General features: G+C 49.8%; 13 protein-coding genes. 6 read left to right on the top strand and 7 right to left on the bottom strand.

Annotated elements, in window-relative coordinates; genetic code table 11:
- Positions 1 to 343 precede the first annotated feature (343 nt).
- The 3 genes from HMPREF0673_RS05755 to HMPREF0673_RS05765 are packed head-to-tail and all read left to right on the top strand — an operon-like array spanning position 344 to position 3,433.
- Positions 344 to 1,327 carry a Gfo/Idh/MocA family protein gene (locus tag HMPREF0673_RS05755; protein ID WP_007899309.1) on the top strand — a complete coding sequence of 328 codons (984 nt, stop codon included), beginning with the start codon at positions 344 to 346 and terminating at the stop codon, positions 1,325 to 1,327.
- 30 nt (positions 1,328 to 1,357) lie between these two features.
- Positions 1,358 to 2,539, top strand: a complete 1,182-nt coding sequence (locus tag HMPREF0673_RS05760; protein ID WP_007899310.1) for a DUF4421 domain-containing protein — start codon at positions 1,358 to 1,360, stop codon at positions 2,537 to 2,539.
- A 24-nt stretch (positions 2,540 to 2,563) separates the two neighbouring features.
- On the top strand, positions 2,564 to 3,433 hold the full coding sequence (locus tag HMPREF0673_RS05765) for an N-acetylmuramoyl-L-alanine amidase-like domain-containing protein (RefSeq protein WP_007899311.1): 870 nt from the start codon (positions 2,564 to 2,566) through the stop codon (positions 3,431 to 3,433).
- Positions 3,434 to 3,504: 71 nt separating this feature from the next.
- Here the strand turns inward: HMPREF0673_RS05765 and queG are convergent, their stop codons facing one another.
- From queG to holA, 5 genes are all read right to left on the bottom strand, one after another.
- Entirely contained in the window at positions 3,505 to 4,440 is a 936-nt protein-coding gene (gene queG, locus HMPREF0673_RS05770; RefSeq protein WP_007899312.1) for a tRNA epoxyqueuosine(34) reductase QueG, read from the bottom strand.
- Between the two features lie 26 nt (positions 4,441 to 4,466).
- A complete protein-coding gene (locus tag HMPREF0673_RS05775) occupies positions 4,467 to 5,078 on the bottom strand; it encodes a polysaccharide deacetylase family protein (protein WP_040596503.1) in 612 nt (203 codons plus the stop codon).
- A gap of 10 nt (positions 5,079 to 5,088) precedes the next feature.
- Complete coding sequence (locus tag HMPREF0673_RS05780) at positions 5,089 to 8,421, bottom strand: glycosyltransferase family 117 protein (RefSeq protein WP_007899318.1); 3,333 nt, start codon at positions 8,419 to 8,421, stop codon at positions 5,089 to 5,091.
- Positions 8,422 to 8,547: 126 nt separating this feature from the next.
- Positions 8,548 to 9,021, bottom strand: a complete 474-nt coding sequence (locus HMPREF0673_RS05785) for a helix-turn-helix domain-containing protein (RefSeq protein WP_040596519.1) — start codon at positions 9,019 to 9,021, stop codon at positions 8,548 to 8,550.
- A gap of 791 nt (positions 9,022 to 9,812) precedes the next feature.
- Positions 9,813 to 10,844, bottom strand: coding sequence for a DNA polymerase III subunit delta (holA, locus tag HMPREF0673_RS05790; protein WP_007899322.1), 1,032 nt, complete (start codon positions 10,842 to 10,844; stop codon positions 9,813 to 9,815).
- A 68-nt stretch (positions 10,845 to 10,912) separates the two neighbouring features.
- Between holA and HMPREF0673_RS05795 the strand changes: the two genes are divergently transcribed.
- The 3 genes from HMPREF0673_RS05795 (at position 10,913) to HMPREF0673_RS05805 (ending at position 14,903) form a co-directional block, all read left to right on the top strand.
- Entirely contained in the window at positions 10,913 to 11,371 is a 459-nt protein-coding gene (locus tag HMPREF0673_RS05795; protein ID WP_007899323.1) for a type I restriction enzyme HsdR N-terminal domain-containing protein, read from the top strand.
- Between the two features lie 151 nt (positions 11,372 to 11,522).
- Positions 11,523 to 14,069, top strand: a complete 2,547-nt coding sequence (locus HMPREF0673_RS05800) for a glycoside hydrolase family 31 protein (protein ID WP_007899325.1) — start codon at positions 11,523 to 11,525, stop codon at positions 14,067 to 14,069.
- An 18-nt stretch (positions 14,070 to 14,087) separates the two neighbouring features.
- Positions 14,088 to 14,903, top strand: a complete 816-nt coding sequence (locus HMPREF0673_RS05805) for a DnaJ domain-containing protein (RefSeq protein WP_007899327.1) — start codon at positions 14,088 to 14,090, stop codon at positions 14,901 to 14,903.
- An 863-nt stretch (positions 14,904 to 15,766) separates the two neighbouring features.
- Here the strand turns inward: HMPREF0673_RS05805 and HMPREF0673_RS05820 are convergent.
- The gene (locus HMPREF0673_RS05820; RefSeq protein ID WP_007899346.1) at positions 15,767 to 16,585 is read right to left on the bottom strand and encodes a GIN domain-containing protein; all 819 of its coding nucleotides are present in this window, start codon (positions 16,583 to 16,585) and stop codon (positions 15,767 to 15,769) included.
- Between the two features lie 33 nt (positions 16,586 to 16,618).
- The coding region (locus HMPREF0673_RS05825) for an outer membrane beta-barrel protein (protein ID WP_245544233.1) at positions 16,619 to 17,143 on the bottom strand (525 nt) is incomplete at its 5' end.

Here is a 17,143-nt window from a genome sequence, read left to right on the forward strand (position 1 = left end):
AGGAGGCTACGGCATTCCTGCCGTAGCCATTAATCGCTACAACTATTGGCAATGGCAATGGATATTGGCTATTGGCAACGGATATTGGCTATGGCTACGGCAAGAATGCCGTAGCCTCCTACGGTTAAAAAGTTCACGTTAAGTCATCGGACGGCGAACGCAATCTGATCGGACGGCGGACGCAATCTGATCGGACGGCGGACGCAATCTGATTGGACGGCGGACGCAATCCGATCGGGCGGCGGACGCAATCCGATGACAAAAGTAGGGCTGCGACATCAGAAAAGACACACCGAGAGACAGACACCGGTTTAATTTTTGACTCATAAAACACGATACGAACATGAAACAGATAGGTTGGGGATTTATAGGTTGCGGAGAAGTGACCGAGAAGAAGTCGGGACCAGCATTTAACGAGGTGCCCGGCTCGAAAGTTGTGGCGGTGATGAGCCGCAACGAAGCGAAAGCGAAGTCGTACGCCAAGCGACACGACATAAAGCGATGGTACACCGACCCACAACAACTCATCGACGACCCGGAGGTGACAGCGGTATATATCGCTACGCCACCGTCGAGTCATGCCACCTTCGCCATCATGGCGATGAAGGCGGGCAAGCCTGTGTACATCGAGAAACCGTTGGCAGCGAGCTACGAGGACTGCGCACGTATCAACCGCATCAGCGAGATAACGGGCGTGCCGTGCTTCGTGGCTTACTATCGTCGCTATCTGCCTTACTTCAAAAAGGTGAAGCAGATCATAGACTCGGGCGAGATCGGCACGGTGACGAACGTGCAGATACGCTTCTCGGTGCCACCACGCGACCTCGACTACAGCGACTCGCACAACCTGCCGTGGCGTCTGCAGCCCGACATAGCTGGCGCAGGCTACTTCTACGACCTTGCACCGCATCAGCTCGACTTGCTGCAGGAGATATTCGGCATCATCACACGTGCTCATGGCTACTGCTCTAATCGTGCGCATCTGTACAAGGCGGAGGACACGATAAGTGCGTGCTTCTACTTCGAGAACGGACTGCCGGGCAGCGGTTCATGGTGCTTCGTGGGCCACAAGAGCGCAAAGGAGGACTGCATAGAGGTGATTGGCGAGAAGGGAATGCTCTCGTTCTCGGTGTACAACTACGACCCTATACAGCTCGTGACGAGCAATGGGAAAACGAGCATCGTGGTGCCCAATCCGCCATACGTGCAACTGCCTATCATCAAAGCCGTTATAGAGCATCTACAGGGCACTGGCATCTGCACCTGTACAAGCGTGAGTGCTACGCCCGTAAACTGGGTAATGGATCGCATCTTGGGCAAACTGTAATACTTAAACTACAACATCCATAGATACATAATGAGACTATACGCCGTCATACTCTGCCTTGCTATACACGCAAGCATACAGACCTCAGCACAGACACCTGCCGACAGCTGCGGCATGGTGGCTTCAACTGACTCTGCCGCTACGTACGTAGTAGACGACACGTTGGCGACAGACTCAATCACAACGCCTTCACCGCAAAAGAAGACACCGTTTTTCAAGAAGGTGGGAAACGCATTCGTGCGTCTGTTCGAGTGGTTCTCGGACGTGGACACCACCTATATCGAACCGCAGAAGTACAACTATGCAGCGATGATACAGAACACCAACACCTACGAACGCTATCGTATAACAAGCTCGCAGGGCAACGACTTCACATTTGCCCCCGAACCGAAGATAAAGTTCGGGCCTTACTTCGGTTGGCGCTGGCTGTTCCTCGGCTACACCGTAGACTTCAACGAATTGGGTAAAAAGAGTAGAAGTACGGAGTTCGACTTGAGCCTGTACACTGGCATGTTTGGCATCGACCTGTTCTACCGCAAAACAGGAAGCAACTACAAGATTTCGTACGCCAGCTTCGACTCTAACAACTCTATCAACACGCGCCCACTTAAGAACATCGACTTCGACGGCATCAACGTAGGCATCAAGGGCTTCAACCTCTACTACATCTTCAATCATCGGCGCTTCTCCTACCCTGCCGCATTCAGCCAGAGCACCATACAACGCCGCTCAAGCGGTTCGTGGCTCTGCGGATTGGGCTATACAAAGCACTCGCTGAAAATCGACTGGGACAAACTCTACACCACCGTTGCCAACCGTTTGGGCGAGGACGTGGCGGAACGATATATGGACAGCAACCTGAAGATGAAGGAGATAAAATACACCGACCTTTCCGTGTCGTGCGGATACGCTTACAACTGGGCGTTCGCTCACAACTGGTTGGCGGCGGCTTCACTGTCGATGGCGTTAGGCTACAAGAACGCTACTGGCAATGAAAACAGCGACGTGCTCTCATTCCGCGACTTCAGCATGGACAACTTCAACATCGACGGCGTGGGACGCTTCGGCATCGTGTGGAACAACATGAGATGGTTCGCCGGCATGAGCGCCATCGTACACTCGTACAACTACAAGAAGCCACGATTTTCAACGAATAGTATGTTCGGAAGTCTGAACATATACTTCGGATTTAACTTCAACAGGAAGAAGTAACACTATACATTAAACACAAACAGCATGAAATCAATCGTATTCACAATAATAGCCGCAGCAATGCTAACCACGCAGTGCTATGCTGCGACGAACGACAGCGCACGCGTGATGCAACACATCGCAAAGGCACAAAAATACCGCACATCTATGCCAACGACAACCAATGCCGACATACAGCGCCGGAAGTTGCTGCTACATATAGCACGCGGTTTTCTGGGCATACCATACGTGGCAAAGACGCTGGAGGTAAACCCAAAGGAGAGTCTTGTGGTCAATCTGCGCCAGCTCGACTGCACCACATACGTAGAAAACGTGCTCGCCGTGTACGAGTGCGTAAAGAACAACCGCACCTCCTACGCCGACTATCTCTACTTCCTGCGTATGATACGCTACGTTGGCGGCACGGTGTCCTACCCTACGCGTCAGCATTACTTCACAGAGTGGATAGAGGAGAACACTAAGAAGGGTTTCGTGCGCGAAGTGAATACCCCAAACCCACCATTCAACACCCGACAAACGCTCCGCATCAACTTCATGAGTACGCATACGGAGGCATACCCGATGCTGAAAAACAATCCTGAAATGGTGAAGCCGATAGCCCAAATGGAGCAATGCCTGTCGGGCAAGACATATATGTACATACCGAAGGGCGACATCAAAAACACCAGACTGCTGCGGTCGGTGATACACGACGGCGACATCATTGCCATCATAACAAAGAAAAAGGGACTCGACACGTCGCACATCGGCATCGCCGTGTGGCACAAGGACGGACTGCACATGCTGAACGCATCACAGATACACAAGAAGGTGGTGGAGGAACCGATGACACTGCACGACTACATGCAGAAACATCCGTCACAGGTGGGCATCAGAATAGCACGAATCAACTGATCACCCTCAGGGGGTGCACTTGTCTCAAGTGCACCAACCAACCAAACGATGCACCAACCAACAGAAAGCCCTCACCCCAACGCATCCTTAATATTCCTCATAAGCCCAGCATACTTCGCACGCTTCACCGCACTACCCTTGAACAGCTTGCGATATTCCTCTTCCGTAAGCTTGAGCCAGTCCTCACGCTTCATCGCAAGCAATTCGTCGGAAGGCTGCAGCTCGGGGGTCGTATTGGGCACAGCGAACCTATTCCACGGACAAGCCGACTGGCAACGGTCGCATCCATATATATAAGGAGCGAGCTTTGAAGCAAGCTCTTCCGGAATATCACCACGATTTTCTATCGTCTGATAGTTCAGACATAGCCTACCGTCGAACTTACAGGTTTCACCATCAGCATTGCGCTGCAACGCCTGTGTAGGACAAGCCTCGACACAGCGGTTGCACGTGCCACAACGTGAGTGCATCGGCTCGTCGTACTCCACTTCTACGGGCAGAAACAGCTCGCCAAGAAAGAACATCGAACCAGCGCGAGGAATGATGAGTTGATGATTGCGCCCTATCCAACCCAATCCGGCACGCACAGCCCAATAACGTTCGAGCACGGGGGCGGAGTCGCAGAAAGCACGTATTTGATCGTTCAACTCCAATCCGAGACGCTCTGCCAATTGGGAGAGCTTCTGCTTCACAACATCATGATAGTCCTTACCCAAGGCATACGATGCGAATTGAGGCGCATCTGAGGGCATACAGCGCGATGGGGCGTAGTTGAGTGCCACCGACACAATACTGCGCACACCAGGCACAAGCAGACGCGGATCGAAACGCTTGTCGGGATAGTTCTCAAGATAAGCCATGCTGCCGTTGCAGCCCTCGGCTATCCAACGACGATAGCTATCGACGACACTTTGCTCCACGGCATCCGCCTTCGCTATGCCACAAGCAAAAAAGCCGAGACTTGCTGCCTCGGCTTTTATTTGTTCAGATGTTATGGTTGTTGTCATAATATCAAATAGTTCTGCAGTTCCTATTAGTCGAAAACCTTAAAGCTATAGCCTTGCTCCTTTAGCCATTGCAGCGAACGCGGCAAAGCAGTATGCAACTTCTCGATACTCTTCAGCGAGTCGTGGAACGTGATGATTGAGCCGTTGCGAGCGTAACGCTTCACATTTTCCACCACATCATCGGCAGTAATCCACTTTGAGTAGTCGCGCGTCACAAGATCCCACATCACGATGCGATACTTGCGACGCAGCCACAAATACTCGGCGTGACTCATACAGCCGTGCGGCGGACGAAACAGGTGGGAGCCTATCAGCTCGTTGGCGCGGTTGGTGTCCTTCACGTATGTGCTGGTAAGATGCTTAAATCCTCCCAAGTGATGATACGTGTGGTTGCCCACCTGGTGTCCGTCAGCCACTATCTGCTTGTAGAGCTCGGGATACTTGCGCACGTTATCGCCCACCATGAAGAAGGTGGCGTGTATTCCGAACTCCTTCAGCGTCTGGAGAATGAATGGTGTCGACTCGGGTATCGGTCCGTCATCAAACGTGAGATACACCGAATGGTCATTATGATCCATTCTCCACGACGCTCTCGGATAGAGCCATCGAAGCCATATTGATGGTTGTTCTATAAACATTATTACCTATTTATTCTCCGTCGTACGGTGCGCCTCCTTTTGCCTGATATACAGCATAGAGGGCATTAACTGTCTTCAAACGCTGATCGGCGAGCGAATGATCACAAGCCTGTGTTATGTCAGCGATATTCTGCATGATGTAGAGCTGACGAAGAACGTCGTTCTGCGACATCATAAAGCGCGAACCTGTGAGCTGCAAGTAGTAGTCGGCATAACTCTTTGCGTCTGCCCACACCTTGTTAAGAATGCGTGCAGCATCCGCTTTCTTGCCGATAAGGGCATAAGCGCGAGCCATATCAGCCGCTCCAGACAAGAATGTGTATGGCACATTGTATTCGGGGAGCACCTTCTCTGCCTTGCGAAGCACCTTCTCTGCCTTTGCATTCTGACCCTCAGCAATAAGCTGCATAGCAAGCTGAGCGAGCAAATGGCGGTGGGTGTAGCACATACGCATCACAGTCTCGTCGATGTAGAGTCCTGGTTTGTCGAGTCCGCCCCACTTGAAGCGGTTCATCACATTATTATACACTTTCTCTGTGTCGAAGTTCTTTGCACCTGGTGCCTTAGTATTGAACGGAGTAATGCGGTAAGCTAAGCCCTCCTGCACAAAGTTGTCGCCGAGATTCATGTAATTGTCTGAACCCACGGTTGTAGCTACATACAACGGGCGCTCCCAGTTGCACTGCGCGAGCATCTCAAGCATCATCATATCGTTCTTGTAGATAGCACGCTTGCCTGCAAGCGAGATAACCATACGATCGGGGATGGTGTCGCTTGCCATCATCATTCCTGAACGACGCACTGCCTCCTTATCAATAGTGATGTAAAGCGTGTCGGTCGGAATAACATGCGTGTCGTTGTCCTTAGAGCGCACCCAGTACTTCATTATGTTCTTCACCTCGAACGGCTCGTCGCCGAAAGCAGCACGCGCCTCCTTCGGATACTCGCGGTAGAAATCGAGAAGCTGCTGCTTCATAGCTGGTCTAACCTCAATGTAGTCGTTAGTACCCGAACAGAAGTCTATACGCGGCCATGTGATAGGCACAGAAGGCGAATCGTAAGCCGGACGCTTCATTTGGTCGATATACCAGTCGGTCTGCAGATAAGAGAGGTTGCAGACACGCGCATCGGTGCGCACGCCCTCCGTCTCCTGGTTGTACCAGAGTGGGAAGGTATCGTTGTCGCCGTTTGTGAAGATGATCGGGTTACCCTTATCCTGCAATGTCATCAGATAGTTCTGACCGAAGTCGCGGCAGGTGTAACGTCCGCTGCGATCGTGGTCGTCCCATGTCTGCGATGCCATCTGTATAGGTACGAACAGACAGGCTACGCCTACAACGCCTGCAACGGCTACATCATTGCCCTTGAGTTTCTTCTTGAGCATATCGTAGATAGCCAGCACACCGAGACCGCACCAAATGGCGTATGCGTAGAACGAACCCGCATAAGCGTAGTCGCGCTCACGTGGCTGCTGCGGAGTCTGGTTAAGGTAGAGCACGATGGCAAGACCTGTCATAAAGAACAGGAAGAACACTACCCAGAACTGGCGGATGCCGCGCTGACCGCGCCAAGCCTGCCAGAACAGACCGATGAGTCCGAGCAGCAGAGGCAGACAGTAGAACACGTTGTGTCCTTTGTTAGCCTTCAATTCTGCTGGCATTTTGCTTTGGTCGCCAAGCATCCAGTCGTCGATGAACGAGATACCTGTAATCCAGTTGCCATGCTCTGGCTCGCCGTTGCCCTGTATATCATTCTGACGTCCGGCGAAGTTCCACATGAAGTAGCGCCAGTACATGAAGTTGCACTGATAAGAGAGGAAGAAGCGAATATTCTCCATCTGAGTAGGTATCTTCACCATCACAGGCTCGCCGCAGCGGTCGTAAGGCACCTGAGTACCCTCAACGCCTCCCATCCAGTTCTCGTAAGCTCCAGCATGAGCCGACGAGTGCATACGCGGGAAGAGCATATTCTGAGCATAAATGAGCTTATCCTTGTGCGAAACCACGAAATAAGAGTCTTTCTCGCCCTCAGAAGCCTTCTCCTTGCGCTGCCAGATAGCAGCACCTTCCTTGTGCTTCGGCACGCACATATTGCCATCAACGTCGTAAGCTACCTGCGAAGTGTAAGCCTGTCCATAGAGCAACGGCGAGTCGCCGTACTGGTCGCGGCTCAGATAAGAGCCGAGTGTGAACACATCCTCTGGCGAGTTCTGATCCATTGGAGGGTTAGCAGCCGAGCGGATAACGATGACAGCGTAGCTCGAATAGCCGATCATAAGCATCAGCATACAGAGCAGAGCGGTATTCTTGAAGCGTGCAGTAACCACAGGAACGAGGTCCTTGCCTATCTTCTTGCGATAGTTCAAACCGAAATACAGAGCTACGAGTATCACTAAGCCCAAGATACCTGCACCCCAGGTCATTCCGCGGAACGGTATGCCGAGCATACCTACCGAGAGAACGAACGAGATGTTCTGACGCTTGAAACTCTTGTCAACATACGACTCATAGATAGCCCAAATGACAATGGCTACGAGCAGCACTATATAGATTATCTCGCCAGTGTTGAACGGACATCCGAGGGTGTTCACGAACAGAAGTTCGAACCATCCGGCTACGGTGATAATGCCCGGAACGACACCGTAGAGCACGGCTGCAACGAGCACGAACGAGCCAACAAGAGCAAGCAAAGAGCCTTTAAGCTCGATGTGCGGGAAGCGTCGATAACAGTAGACAAGTACGATGGCTGGCAAACAAAGCAGGTTCAACAGGTGAACACCGATTGACAGACCTGTCATGTATGCGATAAGCACAAGCCAGCGGTCGCTGTGAGGCTCGTCGGCGTGATCTTCCCACTTCAAGATAAGCCAGAAAACGATAGCTGTGAATGCTGACGAATAGGCGTAAACTTCACCTTCTACTGCTGAGAACCAGAATGTATCGGAGAATGTGTAGATGAGTGCGCCTACCAAGCCTGATGCCTGAATGGCAATAAGCTTACCGAGAGTCATCTCACTCCAATCCTTCAGAATAAGCTTGCGCGCAAGATGCGTGATACTCCAGAACAGGAACAGGATAGTGGTAGCACTTAGCAAAGCACTCATAGTGTTCACCATACGCGCAACCTGCGACGGATCGCTCGCAAACTGCGAGAACAGGTTTGCGGTAAGCATAAAGAAAGGTGCTCCTGGCGGATGACCTACTTCGAGTTTGTAACCCGTTGTAATAAATTCAGGACAGTCCCAGAAACTGGCTGTCGGCTCAATCGTAGAACAATATACGAAGGCTGCCACGAAGAACGTGAGCCAGCCAAGCACATTGTTCACTAATTTGTACTGTTTCATTGAATATTTATATAATATTTGTTTATGCTACCTTTTAATTAATGTGCGCAAGCACTTTTATCAATTATATTTAGTAAGGTGCAAAGATACAAATTATTATTATTACAAGAAAACAGTTAATGTTATTTAACCTGCGCTCGGCACGAACGTTTCCCAGGTCTGATCGTCATAAAAAACACGTATTTCGGTTATTCGACGCTGCTTCACCTCGCAACTTTTCATCGCGAAACCTGCAACATCACCACTTTTCATAGCATAGTCTGGTATGGATTGATTAACAGGTGAGTTGTCGGCGTTATTTTGTTCTGTTTTTGATGCCGAATCGTAATCAATCAACAGGTCGTTTTCCGACCCATTTTCACCATTCGATTGTTCCGCCTCTTCATCACGCTTCACGAGCATGTCTCCCTTACCGAACATCAACCAGTCGGTAGAGATCTGCGGGAAGCGACTCTTTATCGCATCAACTATAGCCAGAGTAGGGCGAGTGCGTCCAGTGAAAATACTACTCAAAGTAGCTGGAGCTATTTTCAACTGATCAGCGAAATCCTGTTGAGTGGTTCGCTGCATCTCCATAATTTTCTTAATTCTATCCTTCATTTTATAGTTACTTTTTACGTGAGACATACCCCAAAAGTGCTTTTTGGTCGCTTTTTCGTTGCATTTACAAAGTTAAACATATAAATCGAGATATACAAACTTTCAAATTAATATTTTAATATCAATATTTTTATTTACATTTACAAAGCTAATGTTATAAATTATATTTTACTTCATGTTTTATAGATTTGTAGACACACATTGCTGAATTGGGACATTTTATATATATAAGAATACGTTTAACATTTCGTATTAAATAACTGATTTTATTTTACTTACAGAGCACATATACACAAACAAATAATATGCAAATGCACAGATACGCCTGTATTTCACAAAAACAAGCAAGTTTTTGTGTAACACAAAGTATTATTGTACACTTTTTCAAGCACTTACATCAATTTATCCGACTCGCATTAATATCATTATCACACTTGTATAGTATGGATTTGTGAATTTCAAAGCACAAATACACAAAGTTATACGATTTACATTTACATATTTATTTGCGCCTTTATAACTTTACAAACATGTATTTACTCACAATTTACGTGTGTAAATATGCAATTCTTTATGTTAAGGTTTACGAAACGTGAATATCGAAGTGTTGAAAATAGCGATTTTTTGCATTTCTGAAAAAATACGAACGAGGATAAAAGCAGCTCAAAAAACAGCCACGTATAAGGGCACAAAAATAGCCTAACTCCTATGAATTGTAAGGAATTAGGCTAAAAAATAAGGTCTTTCAGAATTTCTATTTTAGAGAAAAACAGCTACAATAACCAGCTATTTTAGTGCAAAATGAAGAAGATTAGCTCCCTCATCAGGTCGTCTGTGGAGGTATTTAGACTGTCTAAACCCTTACTTTTGGCATCTGTTTCTCTTATTTTGGCTAAAATCTGGAGAGTCTTCATTGCACTAAAATTGCGCATCCCTACCCTATAGTCTTTCAATCCCCACACCGATTTTAGTTCCAGAAATGCAGCGAGGTTATTGTCGTTGTTTTTATCGGGTGCATAGAATGCCACCATAAGATTTTGGAAGTAGGTATAGAGCAACGGCAGACACGAAAAGAGCGACCCTGCCTTGGGATTTTTATCGAAGTACTTCACAATTTGGTTTGCCTTGAACACATTGCGCTCTATGATAGCAGTCTTTAGTTCAAAAATGTTAAATTCCTTGCTCACTCCGATTTCGCGCTCCACAACATCCGGTGTCACTCGCCTATCGTCATCCGGAAGCGAGATCATAACCTTGTCGAGTTCCGAAATGAGTCGACTGAGGTCGGCTCCGATATGCTCAGCTATCATCGCAGCCGATTTCGTATCTATTGCCACATGATTTTTCTTCAGATACGCCTCGATGAACGCCGGAAGCTCATAATCGCGCTTTTTCTTGCTCTCGAACACCACTCCAACAGCCTCCGCCTTGCCCACAACCTTCTTTCGGCGGTCGATAGTGCCATTTTTGTAGGCTATAACAAGCACCGTAGACGCCAAAGGCTTCTCAAAATAGCGTTCCAAAGCATCGAGCGACTTCAGTCCTTGCGCCTCCTTCACGATTACTACGCGATGCGCAGCCGGCATGACGGGGTATCCCTTTGCCATGTCTACCACTTGCGCCGCCGTAGTGTCTGCGCCGAACACAACCGTCTGATTAAAGTCGCGGTCGTCGGGATCAAGCACATTGTCTGCTATGTAATCGGTTATTCGGTCGATATAGTACGACTCGTCGCCCATAAGCACGTACACTGGAGCGTATTTCTTGGCTTTGAGGTCGCGCATAATGGTCTCGAATGTGACCGATGATTTCTTTTCTGCCATAATTATAATATAATAAGGTGTAAAAATACGCAAAATACTGTATCTTTGCAGATAGCAAAATTACAAAAATGATTCGATTAAACCTACCATCTTTCGAAATAAAGTTGTCGGGCACTAAAGAACAGCCTCGCATCTTCGATGTCCTGCGCCATCGCTACGTGGCACTGACACCCGAAGAATGGGTGCGCCAGCACTTCGTTCACTATCTGATAGAGCACAAAGGCTACCCTGCTGCCCTCATGGCCAACGAGATGAGCCTCAGCATCGGCAACAAGAAACTGCGCGCCGATAGCGTGCTGTACAACCGCCATCTGCAGCCGCGTATGATAATGGAATACAAGGCGCCTACGATAGAAATAACGCAGAAGGTGTTTGAGCAGATTGCAGCGTACAACCTGTTGCTACACGTAGACTACCTTGTGGTGAGCAACGGTTTACAGCATTACTGTTGCAAAATAGACTACGAAAAGCGCAACTACAACTTCCTGCAGGACATCCCGAGTTATGAAAGCATAGCGAACGACTGACTGGCAAACAAAGCAAAAGTCATCGTTCACCGAACGCAATCTGATCGGGCGGCGAACGCAATCTGATCGGACGGCGAACGCAATCTGATCGGACGGCGGACGCAATCCACCGATAAACAGCAAACAAAACCACTATAAAACACATACAATTATGAAAAGAAACATCATCACAACAGCACTTGCGGCAATAGCCACGTGCGCCGTTGCGCAGAACCAGAACATCGCCTATCAGGACCAGAACGTGCGCTTCACCGTGATTACCGACGGAGCAATACGCATGGAATACACGCCCGACGGACAGTTTCTTGATAGCAAGTCGTTCATAGCCGTAGACCGCAGCTACCCTGCCGCAGCATACAAGGTGAAGAACACGCCGAAAACCGTCACTATATCTACCGACCGCTTCGTCCTGTCGTACACCAAAGGCAGCGGAATGTTCAACGAGAAGAATCTTCGCATCTCTTCAACGAAGACGAAGCGGAAGACCGACGGCAAGCAGAAAGCCAACAACCCATACACCACCTCGTTCAGCTGGCATCCGGGACTGAAAGACGATGCCAATCTGAAGGGAACCTACCGCACACTCGACGGCTACGATGGTGACACGCACCTCGACTCGCACAAGATGCCGCTCGAAGACGGACTCCTCTCGCGCAACGGATGGACATTCATCGACGACTCCAACGGATATGTGTTCGACGACTCCGACTGGCAGTGGGTGAACCACCGACCGAACGAGGGAAAGACACAGGACTGGTATTTCCTCGCCTACGGACACGACTACAAGAAGGCACTGCGCGACTATACCGAGTTCGCGGGCAAGGTGCCACTGCCGCCGCGCTACGCCTTCGGCTACTGGTGGTCGCGCTACTGGACGTATAGCGACAACGAGCTGCGCAACCTCGTCACGAAGATGCACAACTACGACATTCCGCTCGACGTGCTCGTCGTAGACATGGACTGGCACTATGCCGAACCCTCACGTGGCGGCTGGACAGGCTACTCCTGGAACCGACGCCTGTTTCCCTCGCCTAAGGGCTTCCTGCTGTGGGCTAAGCAGCAGAACCTGCAGACCACGCTCAACCTGCATCCTGCCGACGGCATAAAACCCGACGAGGATTGCTACCCGGCGATGGCACAGTGGATGGGCATTGACCCTGCCACGAAGAAGACTATAGAGTGGACAGCATCCGACAAGCACTTCATGCAGGGCTGGTACGAGAAGGTGCTGCACCCGATGGAGAAGGACGGTGTCGACTTCTGGTGGCTCGACTGGCAGCAGTGGGGCAACGACAAACAGTTCCCCAACCTCAGCAACACGTGGTGGATCAACTACACTACGTTCACCGACATGGAGCGCAACCGCGACACGCGCCCTATGCTCTACCATCGTTGGGGCGGACTGGGCAACCACCGCTATCAGATAGGTTTCTCGGGCGATGCCATAATAAGCTGGAAATCGCTCGACTTCCAGCCTTATTTCAACTCTACAGCGTCTAACGTGCTCTACGGCTATTGGAGCCACGACATGGGCGGACACATGGGTGCCCACTCTATCGACCCCGAGATGTACATACGCTGGATGCAATTCGGTGCATTCAGCCCTATTCTGCGCACCCACTCCACAAAGGATGCCGGACTCAATAAAGAGCCGTGGGTGTTCGCCGACCGCGAGCGCGACATCCTGCACGACATAATTCGCCAGCGCTACCAGTTCGCACCTTATATATATAGCATGGCACGACGCACCTACGACGACGCCCTGCCGCTCTGTCGCCCGATGTACTACGACTACCCTGAGAGCGAGGAGGCTTACGCCAACCGCAACGAGTATATGTTCGGCGACAATGTGCTTGTCTACCCCATCACAAGCCCTATGCACGACGGCATCTCCATACAACAGGTGTGGCTGCCTGCGGGCTGCGACTGGTACGAGCTCTCGTCTGGTACGCTCTTACGTGGCGGACAGACCGTTGAGCGCAAATTCCAGCTCGACGAATATCCTGTCTACGTAAAGGCAGGCTCTGTTCTGCCCGAATACGGCAAGGTGGAGAACCTCAGCAGCACGAGCGAACCGATAACCGTAGCCGTATATCCGGGCAAGGGCGACAGCAGCTTCACGCTCTACGAGGACAACGGCAACGACAAACACTACGCCCACGAGTACGCCACCACGCTACTCACCAAGCGCACACTCAACGACAGCACAATAGCCGTAACCATCGGTGCACGCAAAGGCACGTACAAAGACATGCCTGCCAACCGTCGCTACACACTTAAACTGGTGGCATCGACTGTGCCCGCCAGCGTGAAGATAGACGGCACAGAGACGGCTTACACGTACGACGGCAACAACCTCTCAGTGCTCATCGACATACCCGATACCGACTGCGCGAAGGAGAAGACCGTCACCATAGCGTTCCCTAAGAACGCCGCGCCTGTTGCCGACGGACTCATCGGCAAGTTCCGCCACATACAGCAGGGATGCGTAGCCGTCAAGAGTCGCACGCCGGGCTTCGTGTTCAACGAGCAGTTGGGCACAATGGAGTCGACAGGCGTAGCCATCAGCTACGCCCCCAAAGAGGCAGCTGAGCGCATCGAAGCGTTCCGCCGCAACTATGCCAACCTGAAGCAGGTGTTGTTGGAGAGCGGCATGGAAGAAGCAGAAACAGACAAATTTATACAGAAAGCTTATTAATACAACAAACAACAAAACATGGGAATTGGAAGATGGATTGGCGGTTTTCTCGGCTTTATCAACGGCGGACCGCTTGGAGCACTTGCCGGCTACGCCATAGGCTGGCTCTTTGATAAGGGAACCGAAGGCTTTAGCAACAACGCCGACAACACGTTCGACAACGGCACGTACAGAAACAGCAACACATACGGCGGCTATTCAGCCCAGCAGCAGTATGAGGGACAGCGCAACTCGTTCCTCTTCTCGCTGCTCGTGCTCGCCTCGTACATCATGAAAGCCGACGGCAGGGTGATGCACTCCGAAATGGAGCTTGTGCGCAACTTCCTGCGCCGCAACTTCGGCGAGATAGCCGTGCGCGAGGGCGAAGAGATACTCCTGCGCCTTTTCGAGCGTCAGAAGCAGATGGGCGAAGCTGCGTTCAAGAACATCATACGCGAGTCGTGCGCCGAGATAGCGCAGCACATGGACTACTCGCAGCGTCTGCAACTGCTCAACTTCCTCGTGCTCATAGCGCAAGCCGACGGCACCATGCCGCAGAGCGAGATCGACGCCCTGCACTTCGTGGCTGCCAGTCTCGGTATCTCCGCCGAGGACCTCAGCTCGATGCTCAACCTCTCTTCGGGTGGCAACAGCCTCGAAGCCGCATACAAGGTGCTCGGCATCGCCCCTTCAGCTACCGACGACGAGGTGAAGGCTGCCTACCGTCGTATGGCACTGAAGCACCACCCCGACCGCGTGGCTACGCTCGGCGACGATGTGCGCAAGGCTGCCGAGAAGAAGTTCCAGGAGATAAACGCCGCAAAGGAAACCATATACAAAGCAAGAGGGTTGTGATTTGCATCACAACCCCATCTTGTTTCTTTGAGTGTTTTTTCATAAAAAATTTGGATTCTCAATAATTATTTGTATCTTTGCAGCAACAAATCCCACCACGCCTCTCAACGATGCGTACCACGGTGGGACTTCGCTTTTTATATGAGTATATGTATTACGACAAAGAACCGATAAACATAGACGAACAATTAACCTTGCTCCAAAACAGAGAATTGATAATAGATGATATTGCGACTGCTAAGCTACAACTAAGTAATATCAGCTATTTTCGTATTGCCAGCTATCTACGGTACATGGAGCAAGACCATATCTCCATGTATAGACTTAAGAGAATCATTGCTTAAACTGTTTTCAGCATATCCGAATGTAGATTTGCATGCAATGGGATTTCCAAACGGTTGGCAGGATGAGCCTTTATGGAAAATGCCTTTCACCCCGATTTAAACACACATATTGGTTATTATTACTGGCAGATAGCAAGCAAAGGCTGGAAGATAGGCTGGAAGATATCTCGTTTCCAAGCCTATCTGCCAGCCTTTATGTTGCTGATAATGAGCGGTGTATTGACGATACTGGTAGATATGGTAAATTTTTTCGCCTTCATAAGATGCGGTTCGCAAATACGATTATAGTTTATTATAGTATGCATAGTTGAACCATACAATGACACACAGAATGATTATCACACGTATAATACATATTATAAACCATTGTTTGTCGCGTAATTGTATAGCTTGTTTAATATCTTTTCCTGCTAAACCAAGAATATACAAATAAATGATATTGAGTACAATATATAATATTACAAATGTAGTATGTGTCATAAATTCTCTTTGATTTGCAAAATTTATAAAGACTATGCTCTATTCTACATCTCCGAACACAAGACGCTCGCCTTCGCTGCACGCCTTGTTCTTGCCAACAACCTTTTTATCTGAACAGCGAAGCTCACTACAACATACAGATCCGCAGCCCGACACAATCTTATCGAACTTAGCCGCTGTGCCTGAGAACTCAATGCTGCCTGCACCCGAAACGTTGCACAACAGCGTGCCTGTGCAACGCACATCAACCAAGCCACTACCCGAACAGCTCACATGGAACGTTGCATCATTTGCATTCAGCTGCTTTATATCTACACTGCCAGCGCCCGACACAAAGAACTCTACGTTATCGGTATCCATCTTGTCGGCTCTCAAACTACCAGCGTCCGACACAAAGAACTCTACGTTGTCTGCATCCATCTTGTCGACTCTCAAACTACCATTGCCTTGACATAGGAAGCGGTTTATGTTCGGCGCTGTTACATATACTGTAACCTCTTTCCTAACACGTACATACGGCACTCCGTTGACAAACACCTCGCCATGTTTGAAGTCCACCCTCTCCAGCGAGGATAGAAACCCGGCATTGACGTTCTTGACAGAAACGACAAGCATGCCGCCCACCACCTTGCAGTCGGCTATATCCGCAATGCTATCCAGCAACGCCTTTTCTGCCACCACTCTCACCTTATATTCGTCGCCCTGCTCGTAGACCACGTTACAGCAATTTGAAATGTTTAATGCGCTGAACGGCTTTACATCCTTGCAAACCCTCTCACCTAATACTCCCGTGCCATCAGAGCCGCTTGCCAATGCCGATATCAGACATACAAGCACCGTTAATAACATTTTCTTCATAATTCTTTGTTTTTTAAGATTTTTGCTCCTTGCTTAATATCCCAAACGCGACGTATCGACGCTTCCTGCGTTCTGCTCCTTGAAGTTGCGGAACTTGTACGTGAACGAAAGGAAGATGCTGCGGCGGTAGAAGCGTTCGTCGGTAGTCTGACGCTGTGTATAGAACTTCTCCTTCAGCAGTGGCATACCGCTCTCGAAGATGTCCGACACGTTAAGCGCCACTACGGCATGATTCTTCAGGAACTGGCACTTCAAACCCGCATCCAGATTCCACTGGCGGCTGTAGTTCCACAGACCGACAATGGTAGGCGTGCGGAAGAAGGCGTTGACATCAAGAGCCACCATAGGCTTGCGCGAGAAGGTGAACGTGTTGGAGAGGTTGAGCATCGTAGCCCACTTGCTGCGGTCGAACGAGTAGCCATACCAGTCGCTGCTCTTGTAGCGGTCCTTATAGCACGTGAGCACATAGTTGGCATTATACCACTTGCCGATGCTGACGGGCACTGTCGCCGTAAACTGCAAAGATGAGGTATAGTCGATGTTGAAGTTCTTTGACAC

The organism is Leyella stercorea DSM 18206, assembly GCF_000235885.1.
GTDB classification, from domain to species: domain Bacteria; phylum Bacteroidota; class Bacteroidia; order Bacteroidales; family Bacteroidaceae; genus Prevotella; species Prevotella stercorea.

Excerpts from the sequence above, each read along its gene's own strand:
- HMPREF0673_RS05755 (WP_007899309.1), top strand. The coding sequence starts at position 344 with ATGAAACAGATAGGTTGGGGATTTATAGGTTGCGGAGAAGTGACCGAG.
- HMPREF0673_RS05760 (WP_007899310.1), top strand. The coding sequence starts at position 1,358 with ATGAGACTATACGCCGTCATACTCTGCCTTGCTATACACGCAAGCATA.
- HMPREF0673_RS05765 (WP_007899311.1), top strand. The coding sequence starts at position 2,564 with ATGAAATCAATCGTATTCACAATAATAGCCGCAGCAATGCTAACCACG.
- queG (WP_007899312.1), bottom strand. The coding sequence starts at position 4,440 with ATGACAACAACCATAACATCTGAACAAATAAAAGCCGAGGCAGCAAGT.
- HMPREF0673_RS05775 (WP_040596503.1), bottom strand. The coding sequence starts at position 5,078 with ATGTTTATAGAACAACCATCAATATGGCTTCGATGGCTCTATCCGAGA.
- HMPREF0673_RS05780 (WP_007899318.1), bottom strand. The coding sequence starts at position 8,421 with ATGAAACAGTACAAATTAGTGAACAATGTGCTTGGCTGGCTCACGTTC.
- HMPREF0673_RS05785 (WP_040596519.1), bottom strand. The coding sequence starts at position 9,021 with ATGAAGGATAGAATTAAGAAAATTATGGAGATGCAGCGAACCACTCAA.
- holA (WP_007899322.1), bottom strand. The coding sequence starts at position 10,844 with ATGGCAGAAAAGAAATCATCGGTCACATTCGAGACCATTATGCGCGAC.
- HMPREF0673_RS05795 (WP_007899323.1), top strand. The coding sequence starts at position 10,913 with ATGATTCGATTAAACCTACCATCTTTCGAAATAAAGTTGTCGGGCACT.
- HMPREF0673_RS05800 (WP_007899325.1), top strand. The coding sequence starts at position 11,523 with ATGAAAAGAAACATCATCACAACAGCACTTGCGGCAATAGCCACGTGC.
- HMPREF0673_RS05805 (WP_007899327.1), top strand. The coding sequence starts at position 14,088 with ATGGGAATTGGAAGATGGATTGGCGGTTTTCTCGGCTTTATCAACGGC.
- HMPREF0673_RS05820 (WP_007899346.1), bottom strand. The coding sequence starts at position 16,585 with ATGAAGAAAATGTTATTAACGGTGCTTGTATGTCTGATATCGGCATTG.